At 71.0% G+C, this 21,438-nt stretch carries 18 protein-coding genes, 1 pseudogene and 1 riboswitch; of the genes and pseudogenes, 4 read left to right on the top strand and 15 right to left on the bottom strand.

Annotated elements, in window-relative coordinates; all coding sequences use genetic code 11:
- Positions 1-56: 56 nt before the first annotated feature.
- Positions 57-737 carry a glutathione S-transferase family protein gene (locus MMR14E_RS15930; RefSeq protein WP_331315608.1) on the top strand — a complete coding sequence of 227 codons (681 nt, stop codon included), beginning with the start codon at positions 57-59 and terminating at the stop codon, positions 735-737.
- Between the two features lie 25 nt (positions 738-762).
- On the opposite strand, the gene MMR14E_RS15925 is transcribed toward MMR14E_RS15930, so the two are convergent.
- The 5 genes from MMR14E_RS15925 to MMR14E_RS15905 all read right to left on the bottom strand — a co-directional run bounded on the left by MMR14E_RS15925 (position 763) and on the right by MMR14E_RS15905 (position 5,483).
- On the bottom strand, positions 763-918 hold the full coding sequence (locus MMR14E_RS15925; RefSeq protein ID WP_331315606.1) for a hypothetical protein: 156 nt from the start codon (positions 916-918) through the stop codon (positions 763-765).
- Between the two features lie 85 nt (positions 919-1,003).
- Entirely contained in the window at positions 1,004-1,441 is a 438-nt protein-coding gene (locus tag MMR14E_RS15920) for an EamA family transporter (protein WP_331315614.1), read from the bottom strand.
- 221 nt (positions 1,442-1,662) lie between these two features.
- Positions 1,663-3,945, bottom strand: a complete 2,283-nt coding sequence (locus tag MMR14E_RS15915) for a xanthine dehydrogenase family protein molybdopterin-binding subunit (protein WP_331315604.1) — start codon at positions 3,943-3,945, stop codon at positions 1,663-1,665.
- Between the two features lie 9 nt (positions 3,946-3,954).
- Positions 3,955-4,962 carry a xanthine dehydrogenase family protein subunit M gene (locus MMR14E_RS15910; RefSeq protein WP_331315602.1) on the bottom strand — a complete coding sequence of 336 codons (1,008 nt, stop codon included), beginning with the start codon at positions 4,960-4,962 and terminating at the stop codon, positions 3,955-3,957.
- A complete protein-coding gene (locus MMR14E_RS15905; protein ID WP_043074612.1) occupies positions 4,959-5,483 on the bottom strand; it encodes a (2Fe-2S)-binding protein in 525 nt (174 codons plus the stop codon). The genes MMR14E_RS15910 and MMR14E_RS15905 overlap by 4 nt, the downstream gene beginning before the upstream one ends.
- A 280-nt stretch (positions 5,484-5,763) precedes the next feature.
- On the opposite strand from MMR14E_RS15905, the gene MMR14E_RS15900 reads away from it, so the two are divergent.
- A complete protein-coding gene (locus tag MMR14E_RS15900; protein WP_331315598.1) occupies positions 5,764-7,149 on the top strand; it encodes a M20/M25/M40 family metallo-hydrolase in 1,386 nt (461 codons plus the stop codon).
- Between the two features lie 4 nt (positions 7,150-7,153).
- Here MMR14E_RS15900 and MMR14E_RS15895 read toward each other — a convergent pair whose 3' ends face one another.
- The gene (locus MMR14E_RS15895) at positions 7,154-7,888 is read right to left on the bottom strand and encodes a ParA family protein (RefSeq protein WP_331315597.1); all 735 of its coding nucleotides are present in this window, start codon (positions 7,886-7,888) and stop codon (positions 7,154-7,156) included.
- 319 nt (positions 7,889-8,207) lie between these two features.
- On the opposite strand from MMR14E_RS15895, the gene MMR14E_RS15890 reads away from it, so the two are divergent.
- Positions 8,208-9,380, top strand: coding sequence for an SMP-30/gluconolactonase/LRE family protein (locus MMR14E_RS15890; protein ID WP_331315596.1), 1,173 nt, complete (start codon positions 8,208-8,210; stop codon positions 9,378-9,380).
- 6 nt (positions 9,381-9,386) lie between these two features.
- The gene (locus MMR14E_RS15885; RefSeq protein WP_331315595.1) at positions 9,387-9,830 is read left to right on the top strand and encodes an MEKHLA domain-containing protein; all 444 of its coding nucleotides are present in this window, start codon (positions 9,387-9,389) and stop codon (positions 9,828-9,830) included.
- Positions 9,831-9,867: 37 nt separating this feature from the next.
- On the opposite strand, the gene crcB is transcribed toward MMR14E_RS15885, so the two are convergent.
- From crcB to MMR14E_RS15840, 9 genes and pseudogenes are all read right to left on the bottom strand, one after another.
- Positions 9,868-10,299, bottom strand: coding sequence for a fluoride efflux transporter CrcB (gene crcB / locus MMR14E_RS15880; protein ID WP_091979684.1), 432 nt, complete (start codon positions 10,297-10,299; stop codon positions 9,868-9,870).
- A 79-nt stretch (positions 10,300-10,378) separates the two neighbouring features.
- Positions 10,379-10,440, bottom strand: a riboswitch (Fluoride riboswitch).
- A gap of 76 nt (positions 10,441-10,516) precedes the next feature.
- Positions 10,517-11,497 carry an oligopeptide/dipeptide ABC transporter ATP-binding protein gene (locus MMR14E_RS15875; RefSeq protein ID WP_331315594.1) on the bottom strand — a complete coding sequence of 327 codons (981 nt, stop codon included), beginning with the start codon at positions 11,495-11,497 and terminating at the stop codon, positions 10,517-10,519.
- A gap of 122 nt (positions 11,498-11,619) precedes the next feature.
- Positions 11,620-12,594, bottom strand: a pseudogene (locus MMR14E_RS15870) (ABC transporter ATP-binding protein); the annotation flags it as partial.
- Positions 12,591-13,562 (bottom strand): ABC transporter permease, encoded by a 972-nt coding sequence (locus MMR14E_RS15865; RefSeq protein ID WP_331315593.1) that lies wholly within the window; start codon positions 13,560-13,562, stop codon positions 12,591-12,593. The pseudogene MMR14E_RS15870 and the gene MMR14E_RS15865, both read right to left, overlap by 4 nt.
- Before the next feature lie 25 nt (positions 13,563-13,587).
- The gene (locus tag MMR14E_RS15860; protein WP_331315592.1) at positions 13,588-14,568 is read right to left on the bottom strand and encodes an ABC transporter permease; all 981 of its coding nucleotides are present in this window, start codon (positions 14,566-14,568) and stop codon (positions 13,588-13,590) included.
- A gap of 11 nt (positions 14,569-14,579) precedes the next feature.
- The gene (locus MMR14E_RS15855; protein ID WP_331315591.1) at positions 14,580-16,196 is read right to left on the bottom strand and encodes an ABC transporter substrate-binding protein; all 1,617 of its coding nucleotides are present in this window, start codon (positions 16,194-16,196) and stop codon (positions 14,580-14,582) included.
- Positions 16,197-16,524: 328 nt separating this feature from the next.
- The gene (locus MMR14E_RS15850) at positions 16,525-19,683 is read right to left on the bottom strand and encodes a multidrug efflux RND transporter permease subunit (protein ID WP_331315589.1); all 3,159 of its coding nucleotides are present in this window, start codon (positions 19,681-19,683) and stop codon (positions 16,525-16,527) included.
- Between the two features lie 18 nt (positions 19,684-19,701).
- Positions 19,702-20,997, bottom strand: coding sequence for an efflux RND transporter periplasmic adaptor subunit (locus MMR14E_RS15845; protein ID WP_331315587.1), 1,296 nt, complete (start codon positions 20,995-20,997; stop codon positions 19,702-19,704).
- A 156-nt stretch (positions 20,998-21,153) separates the two neighbouring features.
- On the bottom strand, positions 21,154-21,438 hold a 285-nt coding region (locus tag MMR14E_RS15840; protein ID WP_331315586.1), incomplete at its 5' end, for a hypothetical protein.

The following is a 21,438-nucleotide window of genomic DNA, read 5'->3' as shown; positions in this document are numbered from 1 at the left end:
GCCTTGTGCCGGCGCCGGGCGCGGACATCCTGCCCGCGTCGTTCAGGGAGAGCGCCGTGATTCGATTCTTCTACAATCTCAGCCCCAACCCCATGAAGGTCGCCCTCTGCCTCGAGGAGATGGGGCTGCCCTACGAGCCGGTGCCGGTCGATACCCGCAGGGGCGAGCAGTTCGATCCCGCCTACACGGCCGTCAATCCGAACGGGAAGGTGCCGGCGATCGTCGACGGCGACGTGACCGTGTTCGATTCGAACGCGATCCTGATGTACCTGGCGGGCAAGACCGGCCGGTTCCTGCCGGAGGGCGAGCCGGTCCGCGGCGAGATGCTGTCCTGGCTCATGTTCGTGGCCACCGGTATCGGGCCGTTCTCCGGCCAGTGCGTGCATTTCCGCCACTTCGCGCAGGACGGGGGCGCCTACGCCACCGAGCGCTACGCCTTCGAGGCGCGCCGGCACTGGGGCATCCTCGACCAGCGCCTCGCCGACCGCACCTACGTGCTGGGCGACACCTACACGATCGTCGACATGGCGGTCTGGGGCTGGGCCCGGATGGTGCCCTTCGTCCTCGGCGAGGGCGCCTTCGGGGAGCTGCCCAACGTCAAGCGCCACCTCGACGCGCTCAGCGCGCGGCCGGCCGCCCAGGCCGCCGAGGCGCTGAAGGGCCGCCACGCCTTCAAGGCGGAGATGGACGCCGAGGCGCGCGGCTTCATGTTCCGCGCGGTGCGGGGCGCCGCCTGACGCCGCGCCGGACCGCCCCCGCGCCTCAGGGCGCGGGGGCGGTCACGGTGAGCATCGGCAGGGTGACGGCGAGCGTCCCGGCCGGCCGGTGCTCGGTGCCGAGCATCAGGCAGGCGCCGAGTCCGAGACAGAGAGCGAGACCGAGCATCGAGGTCTCGAAGCCGCGATAAACCCATTCCATGACGGTCCCCTTTCGCGAGGCAACCGCAGGATGCGCGCATCGCGTTAAGGGATCGGTGCGCCAGCGCGCATGACCTCACATGACCTCACAGTCCGGAGGCGACCAGGGCCGCGCCCGCGGCGATCAGGGCGACGCCGGCCCAGGCGGCGAGGCTGAGGGTCTCGCCGAGCAGGGTGGCGCCGAGGATCGCCACCAGCACGACGCTGAGCTTGTCGAGCGGCGCGACGCGGGCGGCGTCCCCCAGCGACAGGGCGCGGAAGTAGCAGAGCCACGACGCCCCGGTGGCGAGCCCCGACAGGATGAGGAAGACGAGGCTCCGGCCGGAGACCTGCGCGAGGCCGCCGGCTTGGCCGGAGGCCACCACGATCGCGCCCGCGAAGATCAGGATCACCGCGGTGCGCACGAAGGTCGCGACGTCCGACGGCACGCCCGCGACCCCGATCTTGGCGAGGATCGCGGTCAGCGCCGCGAAGCCGGCGGCGGCGAGCGCCCAGAAGCGCCAGGATTCCAGCAGGGGGCTCACGGTCATTCCTACGCCGTCCCTATTCGCGGGCCTTGGACGCATCCTCGTCCTCGCGTGCCCAGCGAAGCAACCCGGACAGCGCCACGCTCAACGATGTCGCGCCGCCCCGGGTCGCTTCGCTGCGCTCGCGATGACGGCGCGGTCCGGCGTGACCCGCGCGGACCCGGCATCACACGCAAGAGCCGCCGCGCGCCCGGCGCGGCGGCCCGAGGGTCTCGGGTTCACAGGAGCTTGTCGACGGTGATCGGCAGGTCGCGCACCCGCCTGCCGGTGGCGTGGAAGACCGCGTTGGCGATCGCCGCCGCGGTGCCGACGATGCCGATCTCGCCGAGCCCCTTCACGCCCAGCGGGTTGGCCTTGTCCTCCTCCTCCACGAAGATCACGTCGATGTCGTAGATGTCGGCGTGGACCGGCACGTGGTACTCGCCGAGGTTGTGGTTCATGAACCGGCCGATGCGGTGGTCGAGCATCGACTCTTCCTCGAGCGCCGAGCCGATCCCCATCACCACGCCGCCGAGGATCTGGCTGCGCGCCGTCTTCGGGTTCAGCACCTTGCCGGCCGCGATCGCCGAGACGATGCGGGTGACCCGGACCTGTCCCAGCTCCTCGTCGACCTTCACCTCGGCGAAGACCGCCGAATGGGTGTAGGCCTCGTATTTCTGATTGAAGTCCTTGTCGGGCCCGGCCTCCTCGACGGCCTCGACCTTGTCGACGCCCGCCGCCTGCAGCACCTCGACGAGCGACACGCTGCGGCCCGGATCGCCCGCGACCGCGATGCGGCCGTCCGCGAACACGGCGCGGTCGAAGTCGACGTTGGCCAGCGGCGAGTTCTCCATGGCGCGGGCGAGCTTGAACACCTGCGCGCCGACGTTGCGGCAGGCCTTCATCACGGCGGTGCCGGAGGAGGCGGCCGTCCACGAGCCGCCGGCGACCGGGGCCTCCGGCAGGCGGGTGTCGCCGAGCTTGGTGGTGACCGCGTCCATCGGCAGGCCCAGCGTATCGGCCGCGATCTGCGTCAGGATCGTGTAGGTGCCGGTGCCGATGTCGCCGGTGGAGTTGCCGACCGTCAGGCGGCCATCCGGCGTCAGGGTCGCGATGGCGCTCGACTGCATCATCATCGATTCCCAGATGCCGGTGGCGACCCCCCAGCCGACCAGCTCCCGCCCCTCGCGCATGGAGCGGGGCTCAGGGCTGCGCCGCGCCCAGCCGAACCGCTCGGCGCCCTGCCGGAAGCAGCGCCTCAGCTCCTTCGAGCCGAAGGGCTTGCCCTCGGCGGTGGCGTCGGACTCGGCGTAGTTCCTCAGCCGCAGGTCGATCGGGTCGAGCCCGGTCGCGTAGGCGAGCTCGTCCATCGCGGTCTCGATCGCGAAGACGCCGGTCACCGCGCCGGGGGCGCGCATGTCGCCGGGCGTCGGCGTGTCGAGCTTCACCAGCCGGTAGCCGAGGGCGACGTTGTCGCACCGGTAGAGGACGCCCGACCAGTTGACCACGACCTCTTGGTAATCCTCGTACTGCGAGGTGCCCTGGACCGCGTCGTGGCGCAGGGCGGTCAGCCTCCCGTCCGCCTCGGCGCCGAGCGCGATCGTCTGCAGCGCCTCGGACCGGTAGGTGAAGCTCCACAGCTGGTCGCGGGTCAGGGTCACGCGCACGGAGCGCTTCAGCTCCTGGGCGGCCAGCATCGCCAGGAACAGCTGGTACTGCGGGCGCAGGCCCGAGCCGAAGCCGCCGCCGAGATAGGGATTGAGCACCCGCACCTGATCGGGCTTCAGGCCGAAGACGTTGGTGAGATACTGGTGGCTGTTCGAGACGCCCTGGATCTTGTCGTAGACCGTGTAGGTGCCGTCCTGCTCGACCACCACCGTGGAGGCGTGCGGCTCCATCGGGTTGTGGTGCTCGTCGGCGAGGCTGTAGGCGCCCTGGACGCGGACCGGCGCGCTGCCGAACGCCGTGTCGGCGTCGCCCCAGGGCTCCGGCGGCGGCTTGATGCCCTGGCGCTTGTAGGGCGGGTCGTAGGCGGTGCCGCGCAGGGCCTCCAGGTCTGTCCCGGGCTCCTCCATCGCGTAGCTGACGCGGACGAGCGAGGCCGCGTAGCGCGCGGTCTCGAAATCCTCTGCCACGACCAGCGCGACCGGCTGGCCGCTGAACACGATCAGGTCGTCGTAGAGCGCGCGGAACGGCGAGCCTGGGGGCGCCACCTGATCCTGGAAGTTCTTGTCCCGCCACGCGGTCCGCGGCCGGTTCTCGTGGGTGAGCACCTTGAGGACGCCCGGCACCGCCTCGGCCTCGGCGGAGTCGATGCCGGTGATCCGGCCCTTGGCGATCGAGCTCGACACCACGGTGCCGTAGGCGAGGTCGGGCGCGGCGAACTCGCCCGCGTACTTCGCAAGGCCGGTGACCTTGGCGGGCCCGTCGATGCGGCTGCGCGGGCTGCCGACGAAGGTGTCGCGGCCGGTGGAGCTGAAGGTCTGGGGGCTTGAGGTCTGGGGGCTTGAGGTCTGGGTCATGGCCGGGCCCTACTGGATGCGCTTGTCGCTGAGCGACTGGGGCGTGCCGGCGGCGGCCTGCTCGAGGCCGCGCACGATGGCGCGCCGGGCGAGATCGATCTTGAAGCCGTTCTCCGATTGCGGCTTGGCCTCCGCGACGATCAGGTCGGCCGCCGCCTGGAAGCTCTCGCGGGTCGCCGGCCTGCCCTCCAGCAGGGCCTCGGCCTCGCGGTTGCGCCAGGGCTTGTGGGCGACGCCGCCGAGCGCCAGGCGCGCGGTCTTCACCCGGTCGCCGTCGAGCTCCAGGGCCGCCGCCACCGAGACCAGCGCGAAGGCGTAGGACAGGCGGTCGCGCAGCTTCAGGTAGGTGTAGTGCTGCGGGAAGCGGCTCTCCGGCAGGTCCACCGACACGATGATCTCGCCGGGGGCGAGGTTCGTGTCCCGCTCGGGGGAAGCCCCCGGCAGGCGGTGGAACTCGGAGAACGGGATCGACCGGTCGCCCTGCGGCCCGCTCACCCGCACGGTGGCCTCCAGGGCGGCCAGCGCGATGCACATGTCGGAGGGGTGGGTGGCGATGCAGTGCTCGCTCGTCCCGAAGATCGCGTGGATGCGGTTCATCCCGCCGATCGCCGGGCAGCCGGAGCCGGGCGCGCGCTTGTTGCAGGGCGTGGCCACGTCGTAGAAATAGTAGCACCGGGTCCGCTGGAGCAGGTTGCCGCCCGTGGAGGCGGCGTTGCGCAGCTGCGCCGAGGCGCCGGCCAGGATGGCGTTGCGCAGGAGCGGGTACCGGGCCGCGACCCGATCGTCGTACGCGACCCTGGCGTTGGTCACGAGCGCCCCGATCCGGAGACCGTCCCCGTTGTCCTCGATCCGGTCGAGGGGCAGGCGGGTGATGTCGATCAGCCGGCCCGGCTTCTCGACCTCGTACTTCATCAGGTCGATCAGGTTGGTGCCGCCGGCGATGAAGCGCGCCCCGGCCCCGAAGGCCTGCACCGCCTCCGCCACCGTGCCGGCGCGGACGTAGTCGAAGCGGTTCATCGGGCGCCTCCCTGCATGACGTCCTCGATGGCGTCGACGATGTTGGTGTAGGCGCCGCAGCGGCAGATATTGCCGCTCATCGCCTCGCGGATCTCGTCGCGGGTGTGGGCGTGGCCCTCGTTCATCAGGCCGACCGACGAGCAGAGCTGGCCCGGCGTGCAGTAGCCGCACTGGAAGGCGTCGTGCTCGATGAACGCCTCCTGGATCGGGTGGAGCGCGTTGCTGCCCGCCCGGTCGCCGAGGGCCGCGAGACCCTCGACGGTCGTGATCTCGGCGCCGTCCTTCATCACCGCCAGCGTCAGGCAGGAATTCACCCGGGTGCCGTTCACCAGCACCGTGCAGGCGCCGCACTGGCCGTGGTCGCAGCCCTTCTTGGTGCCGGTGAGGTCGAGCCGCTCGCGCAGCAGGTCGAGGAGGGTGGTCCACGGCGCGACCCGGAGTTCGCGCCGCTGCCCGTTGATCGTCAGCGTGATGCCGATCGGCGTGTCCGCCGACACCGGCGGCTGGGTCTCGAGGCGCATGATGTCGTCCAGGGGCTGGGCCGGCCGGAGCCGGGCGGGAACGGATCGGCTGAAGCGGCAACCGGAGACGGGCGGGCGTCGGCCTGAGCTTTCGGTCGATAACCATTCCAATCTGCGCCTGTTCCGGCGCGCGCGCTCGCAACCCGTGAGCGAGGGCGCCGCGCGTGCGGCCCGAATTCCGCCCGCCGCACCGTCCGACGTTGCCGCCGCAGCCCCGCCTCGGCTAACCCTCGTTCCCGCAGAGTTCCCGCAGAGTCCACGCCGCACCCCGGAGCCCCCGATGGCCGCGCTCGACGCGATCCTCAACGACATCGACACGGACCTGGAGAACGCCCTGGAGCGGCTGTTCGCCTTCCTGCGGATCCCGTCGATCTCCACCGATCCCGCCTATGCCGGCCAGTGCCGGGAGGCCGCCGCCTGGCTCGCCCAGGACCTGACCGCGCTGGGCTTCGCGACCTCCGTCGAGGAGACCTCGCTCCACCCGGTCGTGCTGGCGCACAGGCCGAAGCCCGGGGCGCCCCACGTCCTGTTCTACGGCCACTACGACGTGCAGCCGGTCGACCCGCTCGATCTCTGGACGACGCCGCCCTTCGAGCCGCGCATCGCCGAGGACGGGCTGGGCGGCAAGGTGATCGTCGGGCGCGGCGCCTCCGACGACAAGGGCCAGGTGATGACCTTCGTGGAGGCCTGCCGGGCCTATATCGCCATGCACGGCGAATTGCCCTGCGGCGTCACCATCCTGATCGAGGGCGCCGAGGAGAGCGGCTCGCAGGGGCTGCCCGAGTGGGTCGCGGCCAATCGCGAGAGACTCGGCTGCGACGTGGTGCTGGTCTGCGACACCGGCATGTGGGACCGGAAGACCCCGGCCATCACCTCGTCGCTGCGCGGGCTCGCCTATTTCGAGGTGAAGGTCACCTGCGCCGACCGCGACCTGCATTCCGGCTTCTTCGGCGGCGCGGCGCGCAACCCGATCCACGTTCTGTCGAAGATCATCGCCGACCTGCACGACGCGGACGGGCGCGTGACGATCCCGGGCTTCTACGAGGGTGTGCACGAGCGCCCGCCGGAGGTGCTGGAGCAGTGGCGCGGCCTCGGCCTGACGCCCGAGACGCTGCTCGGGCCGATCGGCCTCAAGGAGCCCGCGGGCGAGCGCGGGCGGATGCCGATCGAGCTCGTGCAGTCGCGCCCGTCCTGCGACGCCAACGGCATCATCGGCGGCTATACCGGCGAGGGCACCAAGACGGTGATCGCCTCCACCGCCTCGGCCAAGGTCTCGTTCCGCCTCGTGGACGACCAGGACCCGAAGCGGCTCGCCGAGAGCTTCGAGGCCTTCGTGCGCGCGCGGGTGCCGGCGGACTGCCAGGTCGAGGTCATCACCTACAAGGGCTCGCGGGCGATCAGCCTGCCCTTCGACATGCCGCAGCTCGGGGCCGCCAAGGCGGCGCTGCAGGACGAGTGGGGCGTGCCGGCGGTGACGGTGGGCGCGGGCGGCTCGATCCCGATCGTCGGCGACTTCAAGCGGATCCTGGGGCGCGACACCCTGCTGATCGGCTTCGGGCTCGACGACGACCGGATCCACTCGCCGAACGAGAAGTACGACCTGACGAGCTTCCACAAGGGCACGCGCTCCTGGGCGCGGATCCTCGCGGCCCTCGGCCAGGGCTGAGTCCTCAGCGGGCGGGCGCCGCCCGCATCTTCCCGTCGACCCAGGCCCAGAGCGCCCGGACCTCCTCGGCGGCCTGGCTGCCGGGGGCGAATTCCGTGACGCCGAGCCCGGTCGCCAGGGCGTCCTGGTGGTCGACCCGGTGGATGATCCCGGGCTCGGCCAGGACGCCCAGGGCGCGCAGCTGCGCCGCGTAGGCGCTGGTGCGCGGCGAGGGCGGCGGCGGGCACTGGTTCAGCACCAGGGCCAGCCGCTCCCGCAGGCCGAGGCCGACCAGCGCCTGGAGCGTCGGCCGGGCGGCCACGATGTCGAGCCGGGAGGGACGGACCGGCATCAGGACGAAATCGGCGTCCTTCAGGGCCGGCGCGAGGCCGGACGCGCTGCCGGCGGTGTCGAGGACGGCGAGCGTCGTGCCCTGCTCGGCGAGGATGCCGAGGATCTCCGAGAGCTGGCCCATCTCCCAGGGCTGGACCCGGTCGACCGCGACGGCGTCGCCGTCGCTCTTGCCGTCGCTCTTGCCGTCGGTCCTGCGCAGGGCCCCCCAGCCGGCCAGCGACCCCTGCGGGTCGAGATCGAGCGCGGTCACCTGCTCGCCGGCCTCCGCGGCGGCGACGGCCAGGGAGGCCGCCAGGGTGGTCTTGCCCGTCCCGCCCTTCTGCACCGCCAGGGCCAGGACCCGGAGCGGCCCGGCGGCGGACCGGGGCGCGGTGTCCGGCGCCGGTCCGGATCCTTCGGGATCCATGCGTGTCCCACCTCTCCACATCGCTGGCCCGGGCGGCGCCGAATCGCACGCCCGTCCCGTGCGTGCTTAGCGTGACGCCGTGGGCCGGAGCCAGCGTCGCGCCCCGGCACCTGTGGACCGGCCGGAGGCGGCTCCAGACCGCCGCAGGCACGGGCCCGGTGTCGCGAGGCCGTCGCGAGGCGGTCGCGAGGCAGCCGCGAGGCCGCCGCGAGGCCGCATCGCGGGATCGTGCGCCGGGCCCGCGCGTTGGGCCGGCATCCCCACAGGTTGAGCGGCGCGCCAAGACCCTCGCCCCGACAAGCTCCGCGACAGGATTCCCATGCGCCTCGACCGCCGCCGCCTGCTCGGAACCGGTCTCCTGGCCCTCGCCGCCCCCGCGGCGCGCGCCGCGACGCCGTCGCNGACGCCGTCGCCCCCGACGAGCCGGCCCGTGGGGACGCTGGAGCTCGCGATCGCGGCGGACGCGCCCTCGACCCCCACGGGGCTCGCCATCGCCCGTGGCGGCCGGATCTTCGTGATGATGCCGCGCTTCACCGGCGCGGAGCCGGTCACCCTCGGCGAGGTGCTGCCCGACGGGTCGGTGAAGCCCTACCCGGACGCGGCGACCAACCGCCCGGATCCGGGGGCGCCGCAGGCGTCGCTGTTCCACGTCCCCAACGGCGTCTTCGACCGCGACGACACCCTCTGGGTGCTCGATGCCGGCCTGCCCGAGGGCAAGGGCCGGCCGGTGCCGGGCGGCGCGAAGATCCTGGCGATCGATATCGGCCGGAACAGCGTCCGCCGGACGATCCCCCTCGACGCGGGCATCGGCCCGGATTCCTCCCTGAACGACCTGCGGGTCGACGTGCGCGACGGGCGGGCCCTGGCCTACGTCACCGACCAGGGTCAGTCCGGCGCGGGCGCGATCCTGGCGGTCGACCTCGACAGCGGGCGGGTGGTGCGGCGCCTCGCGGACCACGCCAGCACGCGGTCCGAGGAGGGCTTGGTCAAATTCGTGGAGCGCCGCCCCGTGATGGAGCGGAAGGGCGACGCGCCCGAGAAGAGCCCGAAGGGCGGCGCCAACGGCATCGCGCTCAGCCCCGACGGCCGCCGCCTCTACTACGCCCCGCTGATGAGCCGGCGGCTCTACGCGGTCGAGACCGCGGCCCTGCGCGACCCGGACGTGGCGGACGCGGCCGTGGCCGCCGCGGTCGAGGATCTCGGCGAGAAGGGCATGACCGGGGGACTGACCACCGATTCCCGGGACCGGATCTATCTCAGCCTGCAGGAGCACAACGCGGTCGGCCGGCGCCTGCCGGACGGCACCGTCGAGGTGCTGGCCGCCGACGACCGGCTGGTCTGGGCCGACACGTTCTGGATCACCCCGGACCGTTGGCTCTATATCTCGGCGGCCCAGGTCAACCGGCGGCCGGAATTCAACCGCGGCCGGGACCTGCAGCAGCCGCCCTACGCGATCCTGCGCATGCGCATCGACGCCGACCCAGTCCTGTAGCGGATCATGACGGACCTCTCGCGCGACCCGGACTTCTTCGCACTGCTCACCGGCAGCTACGCGCGGCGCCTCGGCGAATCCCTGGTGCCGGCGGGTGCCGACGCGGACTGGCTCTACGCCGCGGCCCCGTTCGCGGTGCTCGCCCATGACGGGGGCGCGGATCCGCGCTTCGTCTACGCCAACCGGACCGCGCAGGCCTGCTTCGGCTACGCGTGGGACGAGCTGGTCGGCCTGCCCTCGCGGCTCTCGGCCGAGGCCCCCGAGCGGGCCGAGCGGCAGCGGCTCCTCGACGCGGTCACCCGGGACGGCTTCAGCCGCGGCTATCGCGGCCTGCGGATCGCCAAGGACGGCCGGCGCTTCTGGATCGACGAGGCCGTGGTCTGGCAGCTCGACCGCGACGGCGCGACGGTGGGGCAGGCCGCGACCTTCGCGCAGTGGCGCGACGCGTGAGGGCCGGGCCCCGCCGATGCGGGCGGCCGCCGCCCGGTCAGCCGTCCTCCTCGATGCTCACCTGGGCGATCTGCACGGCGCCGCCGTTCCAGTGGGCCGCCACGACGTGGCCGAGCGCGACCGCGAGGACGCAGAGCACCACCGAGGCGGACACGTTGACCATGGCCCGGACCACCGCGCCGTTCCGCATGAGGTCGAGGGTCTGGAGGCTGAACGACGAGAAGGTCGTGTAGCCGCCGCAGAGCCCGATCATCACGAACAGGCGGACGTTCTCGGAGACCGGGAAGCGGCCATGCGCCAGGGTCAGCGTGCCGAACAGGCCGATGATGAACGAGCCCGTCACGTTGATGAGGATCGTGCCCCAGGGCAGATCTCGGCTGATGGGCAGCGCCAGCACCGAGACGATGTAGCGGGCCAGGGTGCCGAGGGCACCGCCGATCATGACCAGAATGCAGGTGGTGAAGGACATGCGCGCTCCAGTTCGTCGGGCGGGCATGAGAAACCCGCCGTGGCGGCGGGTGCTTGCAAGACGCACTCCCACCGCCGGTTTCGCGGTAGGAGTCATCAGCCCTGACGGGCGGTTTCGGGGAACTCCATCCCCATCGGGACGGGCCATAGCGCCTGCCCGAGCCGAGCGCAACGGCCGCCCGGGCCCGCCACTCGAGACCGCCCCTCGAGACCGCCCCTCAGGCCCGCCCTTCCTGAACGGCGTGGCAGGCGACGCCGTCGCGGAGCGCCGGCACCTCGGTGCGGCAGCGGTCGTTGGCGAGCGGGCAGCGCGGGTGGAAGGTGCAGCCCGGCGGCGGGTCGATCGGGTTCGGGATCTCGCCGGAGACCGGCACCCGGGCGCGGCCGACATGGGCGAGGTCGGGCACCGCGTCGAGGAGCATCCGCGTGTAGGGATGGCGCGGCGTCGCGAACAGGTCCCTGGCGGCGGCGACCTCCACGAGGCGGCCGAGATACATCACGCCCACCCGGGTCGCCATGTGGCGCACCACGGCGAGGTTGTGGGAGATGAACAGGTAGGTGAGACCGAGCCGGTCCTGCAGGTCGCGCATCAGGTTGAGGATCTGCGCCTGCACCGAGACGTCGAGCGCCGAGGTCGGCTCGTCGCCCACCAGGAACTCGGCCTGGCTCGCCAACGCCCGGGCGATCGCCACGCGCTGGCGCTGCCCGCCGGAGAATTCGTGCGGGTACTTTTTCGCGTCGTCCGCGTGGAGGCCGACAAGTCCCAAAAGTTCGCTGACCCGGGCGCGGATCGCCCCCTCCCCGTGGATCAGGTTGAAGGCCCGGATCGGCTCGGCGATGATCTTCCCCACCCGCCAGCGCGGGTTCATGGACGCGTAGGGATCCTGGAAGATCATCTGGATGCGCGACCGCAGGCGCCGGCGGGCGGCGGCCTGGCGCGGATCGGTCATCGAGACGCCGGTGATCGTCACCTCGCCGGCGGAGGGCGGCAGCAGGCCGACCACCATCCGCGCCACCGTCGACTTGCCGGAGCCGGATTCGCCGACGATCGCGAAGGTCTCGCCCTTCTCGATCGCGAAGCCGACCCGGTCGACCGCCGTGAGGAACTTGCGCGGCTCGCGCTCGATCACCCGGTTGAGCCAGGGCTTCGAGACGTCGAACCGGCGGCGCAGGTCGGTGACTTCGACGTAGGCCGTCATCGCGCGATCCTTCCCTCCCCCTTGCGGGGAGGGATCGAGGGTGGGGGTGGTTCAGGATGGAGCGATGCGGTGCCGTCTGCACCACCCCCACCCCTGACCCCTCCCCGCAAGGGGGAGGGGAAAGCGGCGGCATCCGACGCGTATAGGTGACAGGCCACCCGACTCGCATCGACCGGGATCGGCTCAGGCCGCTCGACGCGGCATCTCGAAAAAACCTTCGGGCAGCGCGGGTTGAAGGCGCAGCCCTTCGGGATGGCGGTGAGCCGCGGCATCGCGCCGGGAATCTGGCTGAGCCGGTCGGCCTCCTGCGACAGGGTCGGGATCGCCCCCATCAGGCCGACCGCGTAGGGGTGGTGGGGCTTCGCGATCACCGAGGCGACCGGGCCGATCTCGGCGACGCGCCCGGCATACATCACCGCCACCCGGTCGGCGGCCTCGGCGATCACGCCCATGTCGTGGGTCACCAGCATCACCGCGGTGCCGTGCTCGCGGCACAGGCGCTTCAGCAGCGTGATGATCTGGGCCTGGACCGAGACGTCCAGCGCCGTGGTCGGCTCGTCGGCGATGATCAGCTCCGGCTCGGCGGCGAGCGCGAGCGCGATCACCACCCGCTGGCGCATGCCGCCGGAGAATTCGTGCGGGTAGCCGTCGATCCGCCGCTCCGGCGCCGGGATGCCGACCTCGGCCAGAAGGTCGATGGCGCGGGTGCGGGCGGCCTTCGCCGACAGGTCGGTGTGGGTGCGCAGGGTCTCGACGATCTGGTCGCCGACCCGGAACAGCGGGTCCAGCGAGGTCAGCGGATCCTGGAAGATCATGCCGATGCGCCGGCCGCGCACCCGCCGCATCGCCTCCGGGGAGAGGTTGTCGATGCGCTCGCCGCGTAAGGAGATCTCGCCGCCGGCGATCCGGCCGGGCCGGTCGATCAGCCCGATCACCGCCGAACCGGTCACCGACTTGCCGGCTCCGGACTCGCCGACGACGCCCAGGATCTCGCCGCGGCCGATGTCGAACGAGACCCGGTCGATGGCGGTGAGCGGCCCGCGCCGGGTGTCGAAGGCGACCGTCAGGTCGCGCACGGAGAGGATGGTCTCGGTCATTGCAGCTTCGGATTGAGCGCGTCGCGCAGCCAATCCCCCAGGAGGTTGATGGCGATGACCAGCCCGGCGAGCGCCAGACCCGGGAAGGCGACGATCCACCACTCGCCGGAGAACAGGAACCGGTTGCCGGTGCGGATCAGGGTGCCGAGCGACGGCATGGTCTCGGGCAGGCCGGTGCCGAGGAACGACAGGGTCGCCTCGGTGATGATGGCGAGCGCGAGGTTGATCGTCGCGATCACGAAGACCGGGCCGGTGACGTTCGGCAGGACGTGGCGGACCATGATCACCGGGGGCGACAGGCCGATCAGCCGCGCCGCCTGGACGTAGTCCTTGCCCTTCTCGACCATCACGGAGGAGCGCACGGTGCGGGCGTACTGCACCCAGAAGGACAGGCCGATCGAGACCACGATCAGCCCGATCAGCGGCCCGACATCCAGCGCGCTGCCGAAGCTCGCCTTGGCGACGCCGTCCACCACCAGGGCGATCAGGATCGCCGGGAAGGTGAGCTGCACGTCGGCGACCCGCATGATCAGCGTGTCGAGGAATCCGCCCGCGTAGCCGGCGATCAGGCCCAGCGCGATGCCGAGGATGCCGGAGGTCACCACCCCGAGCACGCCGACGATCAGCGACAGGCGCAGGCCGTACAGCACCGCCGAGAGCACGTCCCGGCCCTGGTCGTCGGTGCCGAGATAATAGGGCGCCTGACCGTCCGCCTGCCAGATCGGCGGCAGGTTGGAGTTGATCAGGTCGAGCTGGGCCGGGTCGTAGGGGTTCTGCGGCGCGATCCACGGCGACGCGAAGGCGAGGCCGACCATCAGCACCGTGGCGATCAGCGCCACCACGGCGGTTTTCGAGCGCAGGAAGTTCGCTAGCAGGTCGGAATCGCGCCAGCGCGCGAGCCGCGAGGGCTTCGCCTCCGGCAGCGGGACCGGCGGGGCGTCGCCGGCGTCGAGGTCGTATCCGCTCATCGGCAGATCTTCATAGGGACTTGCCTCACGCCGTTCGCCCGGCGGGCAGCCGCAGGCGCGGGTCCACCACCGTGTAGAGGATGTCGACCACGAGATTGATGGTCACGAAGATCAGCGCGACGAGCAGCAGGTACGCGGACATGATCGGGATATCGACGTTCTGCACGGCCTGGACGAAGAGCAGGCCCATGCCGGGCCACTGGAACACCGTCTCGGTGATGATCGAGAAGGCGATGACCGAGCCGAGCTGGAGGCCCGCGATGGTGATCACCGGCACCAGCGTGTTCTTGAGCGCGTGCCGCAGGTGGACGGCCCGGGTGGTGAGCCCGCGCGCCCGGGCGAAGCGGATGTAGTCGGTGCGCAGCACCTCCAGCATCTCGGCGCGCACCAGCCGCATGATCAGCGTCATCTGGAACAGGCCGAGCGTCACGGAGGGCAGGATCAGCGCCTTGAGCCCGGAGGCGGTCAGGAAGCCGGTGGTCCACCAGCCGATCCGCACCGTGTCGCCGCGCCCGTAGGAGGGCAGCCAGCCGAGCGTCACCGAGAACAGGTAGATCAGCAGGATGCCGATCAAGAAGGTCGGCAGGCTGATGCCGATCAGCGAGACCGCCTGGAACAGCCCGGCGAGCCAGGAGTCGCGGAAGAGCGCGCAGTAGACCCCCATCAGGATCCCCACCACCAGGGCGAAGATCGTGGCGCAGAAAGCGAGCTCCAGCGTCGCCGGCATGCGCTCGGCGAGCAGCTGCGAGACGGGCTGCCGGAACTGGTACGAGATGCCGAACCGGCCCCGCACCACGTTGCCGGCGTAGCGGGCGAACTGGACCAGCACCGGATCGTCGAGGCCGAGATCCGTCCGGATCTGGGCCCGCTCGGCCACGGTGGTGTCGGGGCCGACGATCTGGTTCACGGGGTCGCCCGCGAACCGGAACATCGCGAAGGCGATGAGCCCGACGACCGCGAGGACCGCGGCCGCCTGGATCACCCGGCGCAGGAGGAAGGCGAGCACGCCTCAGGCTCCTACGACGGGTCCTTCGACACCCAGTAGAGCAGCAGCAGGTTGTCGGCGCGCTGGGTCAGGTGGACCTTCTTGGACACGCCCCAGGCCAGCGCCTGCTGGTGCAGCGGGATGTAGCCCCAGTCGGCGTTGAGGACGTCGAAGCCGTCCTTGATCAGGGCGTCGCGCTTGGTCTTGTCGGTCTCGGATTCGACCTTGTCGGCGATCGCGTCGATCTTCGGGTCGCAGTAGCCCGCGAGGTTCCAGCCGCCGCGGCCCGACTTGTCGCCGGGCTTCCGGCAGCCGACGATCTCGTACAGGATGTTGTGGCTGTCGAGCGAGGACGGGGTCCAGCCGAGCAGGTAGAACGAGGTGTCGTAGGCCGGCGCCAGCACCTTGGCGAAGTACTTGGCCTTCGGCTGGGCGTTCAGGTTCACCTTGACGTTGATGCGGGCCAGCATCGAGACCACCGCCTGGCAGATCGCCTCGTCGTTGACGTAGCGGTCGTTCGGGCAATCCATGGTGAGCGAGAACCCGTCCGGGTAGCCGGCCTGGGCCATCAGCTCCTTGGCCTTCTTGAGGTCGGTGGCCGGGCGCTTGAACTCGGCGGCGCGGTCGTAGAGGGCCGGGGCGATCATCAGCGCGGAGGGCACCGCCTGCCCGCGCATCACGCGCTTGGCGATCGTGTCCTCGTCGATGGCGAGGTAGAAGGCCTCGCGCACCTTGATGTCCTTGAACGGGTTCTTGCCCTTGACGCTCGAATCCTTCAGCTCGTCCCGGTCCTGGTCCATGCCGAGGAAGATCGTGCGCAGCTCGGGGCCGGCCATCACGGTAGCGGTGCCGCTGGCATTGACCCGCTGCTGGTCCTGGAGCGGCACGGGGTCGATCCAGTCGACCTCGCCGGAGAGGAGCGCCGCGACGCGGGTCGCCGGGTTGGCGATGGTGGTGAGGATCGCCTCGTCGAGGTTCGACTCGACCTTGCCCCAGTAGCCGTCGAACTTCTTGAAGACGGTCTTCACGCCGGGCTGGTGCTCGGCGATCACGAACGGGCCGGTGCCGTTCTCGTGCAGCGTGGCGTAGCTCGGGCTGGTGGCGCTGGGCGGCGTCGGCTGCACGACGCCGTTCTTCTCGGACCACGCCTTCGACATGATCACCCAGGTCGGGAACTGGGCGATGGCGATGGGGTTCGGCTTCGAGAGCTTCATGTCGACCGTGTAGTCGTCGACCTTCACGAACTCGGCATCGGCCGGGACGTTGGTGGTGAAGTTCGAGCCCGGGGCGCGGACGCGCTGGGCCGAGAAGAGCACGTCGTCGGCGGTGAAGGGCGAGCCGTCGTGGAACTTGACGTTCTTGCGCAGGTGGAAGCGCCAGCGGGTCGGCTCGGGCGTCTCCCAGGATTCCGCGAGGGCGGGGGCGAATTTCAGGTTCTTGTCGAGGGTGACGAGGGGCTCGTAGGCCGCTTCCTGCATGCCTTCCGTGAAGCTCTCCTTGAGGGAGTACGGATCGAGGGATTTCAGGTCACCCTGGAAGGCGAAGCGGAAGACGTTGGCGGCCTGCGCGGGCAGCGCGGCGAACGCGAACGTCGCGACCGCGACCGCGGACACGCCGCGGGCGAGGGTCTTCAGGGCTGAACGGGACAAGCGGATCTCCGAGACCGTGAAAGTTGAGCGCAGGCCGTCCCGCGGAAGCGGTGGTTGAGGATTAGACCGGCCACCGCGCGTCGGCAAACGGCGCGACCGCAGCGCCCACAGCAAGGTTCGGACCAGGGGGGGGACGGCCTTTGGCTGGCCGACACGTGCTCTCCTCCCCCTTGTGGGGAGGAGTTGGAGGTGGGGGTGGTGCAGAAGGCACCGGGACACTCGATCCTGAACCACCCCCACCCCTGGCCCCTCCCCACAAGGGGGAGGGAACGTGCTTTGCTTTTTTAAGGGTTTGGTATCGGCACACTGCGTAGCGGCGTCGGTCCCCTCACTCCGCCGCCACCCGCGCCGGCTCGTGCCGCGTCTCGGCCTCCGCCGCCTCGCCCTCCGCCACCGCCCTGCGCCGGAACAGGCGCATGACGACGACGAAGAAGACCGGCACGAAGAACACCGCCAGCACGGTCGCGGTGATCATGCCGCCCATCACGCCGGTGCCGATCGCCTGCTGGCTCTTCGAGGCGGCGCCGGTGGCGATGGCGAGCGGCACCACGCCGAAGATGAAGGCGAGCGAGGTCATCACGATCGGCCGGAACCGGAGGGTGGACGCCTCGACCGCGGCCCGCACCACCGAGGTCCCGGGCTTCCAGAGGTCCTTGGCGAACTCCACGATCAGGATCGCGTTCTTGGCCGAGAGGCCGATGATCGTGATCAGCCCGATCTTGAAGTACACGTCGTTGGGCATGCCGCGCAGGTACACGGCCGCCAGCGCGCCGATCACGCCGAGCGGGATCACCAGCATCACCGAGACCGGGATCGCCCAGCTCTCGTAGAGCGCGGCGAGGCACAGGAACACGATCAGCACCGAGAGCGCCAGCAGCAGGCTCGCCTGGCTCCCCGCCTGCTTTTCCTGGAAGGACTGGCCGGTCCAGGCGTAGCCGAACCCCTTGGGCAGCTGGAGCATCAGCCGCTCCATCTCGGCGATGGCGTCGCCGGACGTGTAGCCGGGGTTCGGCTCGCCGGTGAAGCGCACCGACTGGTAGCCGTTGTAGCCGACGATCTGGCTCGGCCCCATGCCCCATTTCAGCTCCGCGAAGGACGACATCGGCACCATCGTGCCCGTGGCGTTCTTCACCGCGTAGTTGAGGATGTCCGACGCGTTCATGCGCTGGAGCTGCTCGGCCTGCACGTAGACCCGCTGCATCTTGCCCCGGTTGGGGAAGTCGTTCGGGTAGACCGAGCCGAGGTTGAGCTGGATCGTGGCGTTGATGTCCTCGAACTTCACGCCGAGCGCCGCCGCCTTCTCGCGGTCGATGATCAGCTCCGCCTGCGGGGTCGGCGGCAGGCCCTCGATCTTCACCTTCTGGAGGATCGGGCTCTGCTGCGCGAGCTTCAGGAGCTGCTCCTGGGCGCCCAGGAGTGCCGCGTAGCCGCGGTTCGCCCGGTCCTGCAGGCGGAACGAGAAGCCCGCCGCGTTGCCGAGGTTGTCGACCGGCGGCGGTTCCTGGGCATCCACGGTGGCGTCGCGGTAGCTCGCGAGCGCCGCGTTGGTCCCGGCGACGAGGGCGGCGGCCGAGTTCTTGGCGTCGCGCTGCGACCAGGGCTTGAGGGTGACGAAGGCCTGGCTGGTGCTCGGGGACTGTCCCGAGAACGAGTAGCCGTTCAGCATCGTCACGGTGGCGACGCCCGGTTGCGCCAGCAGGTGCTCCTCGACCTTGCGGACCGCCTCCAGGGTGCGGTTGTAGGAGGCGCCGGGCGGCGTCTGGATGTCGACCGTGAAGAAGCCCTGGTCCTCCACCGGCAGGAAGCCCTCCGGCAGGTTGACGAAGGCGTAAGCGGTCCCCGCCACCAGCGCGAGGTAGACCAGCATCACCCGGCCGGACTTACGGATGAAGGCCGCGGTGCCGCGGCCGTAGCGGGCGGTCTCCCGGTCGACGAACCGGTTGAACATCCCGAACACGCCGCCCTTGGCGTGGCCGTGGCCCTTGGCGACCGGCTTCAGGAAGGTCGCGCAGAGGGCGGGCGTCAGCGACAGGGCGAGCAGCGCCGAGAACGCGATGGAGGTCACCATGGCGATCGAGAACTGCCGGTAGATGATGCCCACCGAGCCGGGGAAGAACGCCATCGGCACGAACACCGCCATCAGCACCAGGGTGATGCCGATGATCGCCCCGGTGATCTGCCCCATGGCCTTCTTGGTGGCCTCCTTGGGGGGCAACCCCTCCTCGTTCATGATCCGCTCGACGTTCTCCACCACCACGATGGCGTCGTCGACCAGGATGCCGATGGCCAGCACCATGCCGAACATGGTGAGCACGTTCACCGAGAAGCCCGCGAGCCACATCACCGTGACGGTGCCCATGAGGGCGATCGGCACCACGATGGTGGGGATCAGGGTGTAGCGGATGTTCTGCAGGAACAGGAACATCACGAGGAAGACCAGCACCACCGCCTCGACCAGCGTGTGCAGCACCTTCTCGATCGAGGCCTCGACCGCCGGGGTGATGTCGTAGGGGATGGCCCACTGCAGGTCCGGCGGGAAGAACTGGGACAGCTCCACCATCTTGGCGCGGATCGCCTTCGCGGTCTCCAGCGCGTTGCCGTCGGGGGCGAGGGTCACCGAGATGCCGGCGGCCGGGCCGCCGTTCAGGCGCGTGGAGAACTGGTACGCGTCGCCGCCGAGCTCGATCCGGGCGACGTCGCGCAGGCGCACGTTCGAGCCATCGGGATTGGCCCGCAGCACGATGGCGCCGAACTCCTCGATCGTGCCGAGCTGGCCCTTCACGATGATCGGCATGGTCAGCGCCGTCCGGGTCGGGCTCGGCTGCGCGCCGACCGCCCCCGAGGCGATCTGGACATTCTGATTGCGGATCGCCTCCGCGACCTCCGAGGCGTTGAGCGAGAGCCCGCGCAGCTTGTCGGGATCGACCCAGACCCGGAGCGACCGCTCGGTGGAGTAGAGCGTCGCGCGCCCGACGCCCGGGATGCGGCGGATCTCGTTGATGACGTTGCGGATGAGGAAGTCGCCGAGGCCCACCTCGTCCATCGACCCGTCCTTGGAGACGAGGGTGATGATGTTGAGGGTCGCGGCCGAGGCCTCCTCGACCAAGATGCCCTGCTGGCGCACCTCCGCGGGTAGGCGCGCCTCGACGCGCTTCAGGCGGTTCTGCACCTCCACGGAGGCGAGCGACGAGGCGGTGCCGGGCTCGAAGGTGGCGGTGATGTTGACCGAGCCGAACGAGTCGGTGGTCGACTCGAAGTTCATGATGTTGGCGGCCCCGTTCAGCTCGTCCTCGATGAGCCGGGTGGTGCCGACGTAGAGGCTCTCCACGGAGGCGCCGGGAAAGGCCGTGGACAGGGCGATCTGCGGCGGGGCGATCACCGGATACTGCGCCACCGGGAGGTTCGGGATGGCCAGCGCACCGCCGAGGCAGATGAACAGGGCCACCACCCAGGCGAAGACCGGGCGGTCGATGAAGAAGCGTGCCATGATCGGGCTCTCCCGGGCTCAGTGGCGCTGCTGGACGGCGGCGGCCCGCGGGGCGACCTCCGCCTTGTCGCCGGGATTCTGCTCGCCCGCAGCGTCGGGCGCCTCGTCGGCATCGTGCTTCGGTCCGGTCTCGCCGTGGACCGGGGTCTGGTCGATGGGCTTCACCTTGGCGCCGACGGTGATCTTCTGGAAGCCGTCGACGATGACGCGCTCGCCGGCCTTGAGGCCCGAGCGGATCAGCCAGTTCTGCCCGACCACCGGCCCGACCTCGACGGGCTGGCGCATCACGGTCTCGTCGGCGCGCACGATCCAGACCTCGGCGCGGCCGTCGTCGGTGCGCTGGATCGCCTGCTGCGGCACCGCGATCGCGTCGGAATCGATGCCCTGCTTGATCCGCGCCCGCACGTACATGCCGGGGAACAGCTCGTCGTGCGGGTTCGGGAACTGCACCCGCAGCGTCACCTGGCCGGTGCTCGGGTCGGCGGTGACGTCCGAGAACAGCAGCCGGCCCGCCAGCGGGTAGAGGGACCCGTCATCCATGATCAGGTGGACGTTGGCGGTGTTGTCTTCGAGCCGCGCCAGCTCGCCGCTGGCGAGGTCGCGGCGCAGGCGGTTCAGCTCGCCGACCGACTGGGTGATGTCGACGTAGATCGGGTCGAGCTGCTGGATCGTGGCGAGCGCCCCCGTGGAGCCCGGCTCGATCAGCGTGCCCTCGGTGAGCAGCGCCCGGCCGATGCGGCCGGTGATGGGCGCGCGCACGTCGGTCCAGCCGAGGTTGAGCTGCGCGCGGTCGCGGGTCGCCTTGGCGCCGGCCACCTCGGCCTCCGCCTGCTTCTTGGCCGCGAAGGCGGCGTCGTACTGGGCCTGGCTGGCGGTGGCGCGGGACAGCAGCTGCTCGAGCCGGTCGGCCTGCTGGCGGGCGAGCACCTGGGCGGCCTCCTGGCGGGCGAGGGCCGCCTCGGCGCTGGCGAGCTCGACCTCGTAGGGGGCCGGGTCGATCTTGTAGAGGATGTCGCCCTCCTTGACCTGGCTGCCCTGCTCGAAGAGCCGCTTGACCACGAGCCCGGAGACCCGGGACCGGACCTCGGCGATCCGCATCGGGGCGACGCGGCCCGGCAGATCGCGCAGGTAGGGGATCGCCTGGGGCTCGACCTTGACGAACCCGACTTCCGGCACCGGCGGGGCCGGCGCGGCGACCTGCTTCGGATTGCAGGCGGCGACGCCCAGCAGGAGCAGGGTCGCGGGCAGGAGGACGGTCGCGCGGGCCGAGGCGCGGAACGACGAGGGGATTCTGGCGGACAGAGTGCGAGTCACGATTACCGACGCTCCTGAAAGCATGCGTCTGCTGAGGCTGGCGCGGAGCGTGGGCCCGCGCATCGTCGAGTCGGATCCCGGGACCGGTCACGAGGCCGGTCGGACGAGGATCAGAACAGGCGCGCCTTCCTGCCGGCCGCGTGGCCGGCGCGCGCGTCAGGCCCGGCGTGGAGGCCGGTGCGGCGAACCGTCCGGCGCCGGGGCCGGCACGCTGTCGGACCTGTAATCGAACGATGCGGAGACAGTGTGACGGGGGCGCGGCGCGTCGACCGGCGGGCGCGGCAGCCCCAGTTCGGTGAGGATCTCGCTGTCGGCGGCGCAGAGATCGGTGCGGCCGAAGACCGACCGCTGGGCCTCGGGCTGCGCGTCCGGTGTGCCCGACAGGATGGTCAGGCGCGGGCTCGCGACGGCGCAGGCCGGGCCCGCCGCCCGCGCGGTCTC

This window comes from Methylobacterium mesophilicum (assembly GCF_036441335.1).
GTDB lineage: Bacteria > Pseudomonadota > Alphaproteobacteria > Rhizobiales > Beijerinckiaceae > Methylobacterium > Methylobacterium mesophilicum_B.
This window is presented reverse-complemented; position numbering and strand designations above follow the sequence as displayed.

Excerpts from the sequence above, each read along its gene's own strand:
- crcB (WP_091979684.1), bottom strand. The coding sequence starts at position 10,299 with ATGTCCTTCACCACCTGCATTCTGGTCATGATCGGCGGTGCCCTCGGC.
- MMR14E_RS15925 (WP_331315606.1), bottom strand. The coding sequence starts at position 918 with ATGGAATGGGTTTATCGCGGCTTCGAGACCTCGATGCTCGGTCTCGCT.
- MMR14E_RS15865 (WP_331315593.1), bottom strand. The coding sequence starts at position 13,562 with ATGAGCGGATACGACCTCGACGCCGGCGACGCCCCGCCGGTCCCGCTG.
- MMR14E_RS15875 (WP_331315594.1), bottom strand. The coding sequence starts at position 11,497 with ATGACGGCCTACGTCGAAGTCACCGACCTGCGCCGCCGGTTCGACGTC.
- MMR14E_RS15905 (WP_043074612.1), bottom strand. The coding sequence starts at position 5,483 with ATGCGCCTCGAGACCCAGCCGCCGGTGTCGGCGGACACGCCGATCGGC.
- MMR14E_RS15895 (WP_331315597.1), bottom strand. The coding sequence starts at position 7,888 with ATGGATCCCGAAGGATCCGGACCGGCGCCGGACACCGCGCCCCGGTCC.
- MMR14E_RS15910 (WP_331315602.1), bottom strand. The coding sequence starts at position 4,962 with ATGAACCGCTTCGACTACGTCCGCGCCGGCACGGTGGCGGAGGCGGTG.
- MMR14E_RS15885 (WP_331315595.1), top strand. The coding sequence starts at position 9,387 with ATGACGGACCTCTCGCGCGACCCGGACTTCTTCGCACTGCTCACCGGC.
- MMR14E_RS15915 (WP_331315604.1), bottom strand. The coding sequence starts at position 3,945 with ATGACCCAGACCTCAAGCCCCCAGACCTCAAGCCCCCAGACCTTCAGC.
- MMR14E_RS15850 (WP_331315589.1), bottom strand. The coding sequence starts at position 19,683 with ATGGCACGCTTCTTCATCGACCGCCCGGTCTTCGCCTGGGTGGTGGCC.
- MMR14E_RS15900 (WP_331315598.1), top strand. The coding sequence starts at position 5,764 with ATGGCCGCGCTCGACGCGATCCTCAACGACATCGACACGGACCTGGAG.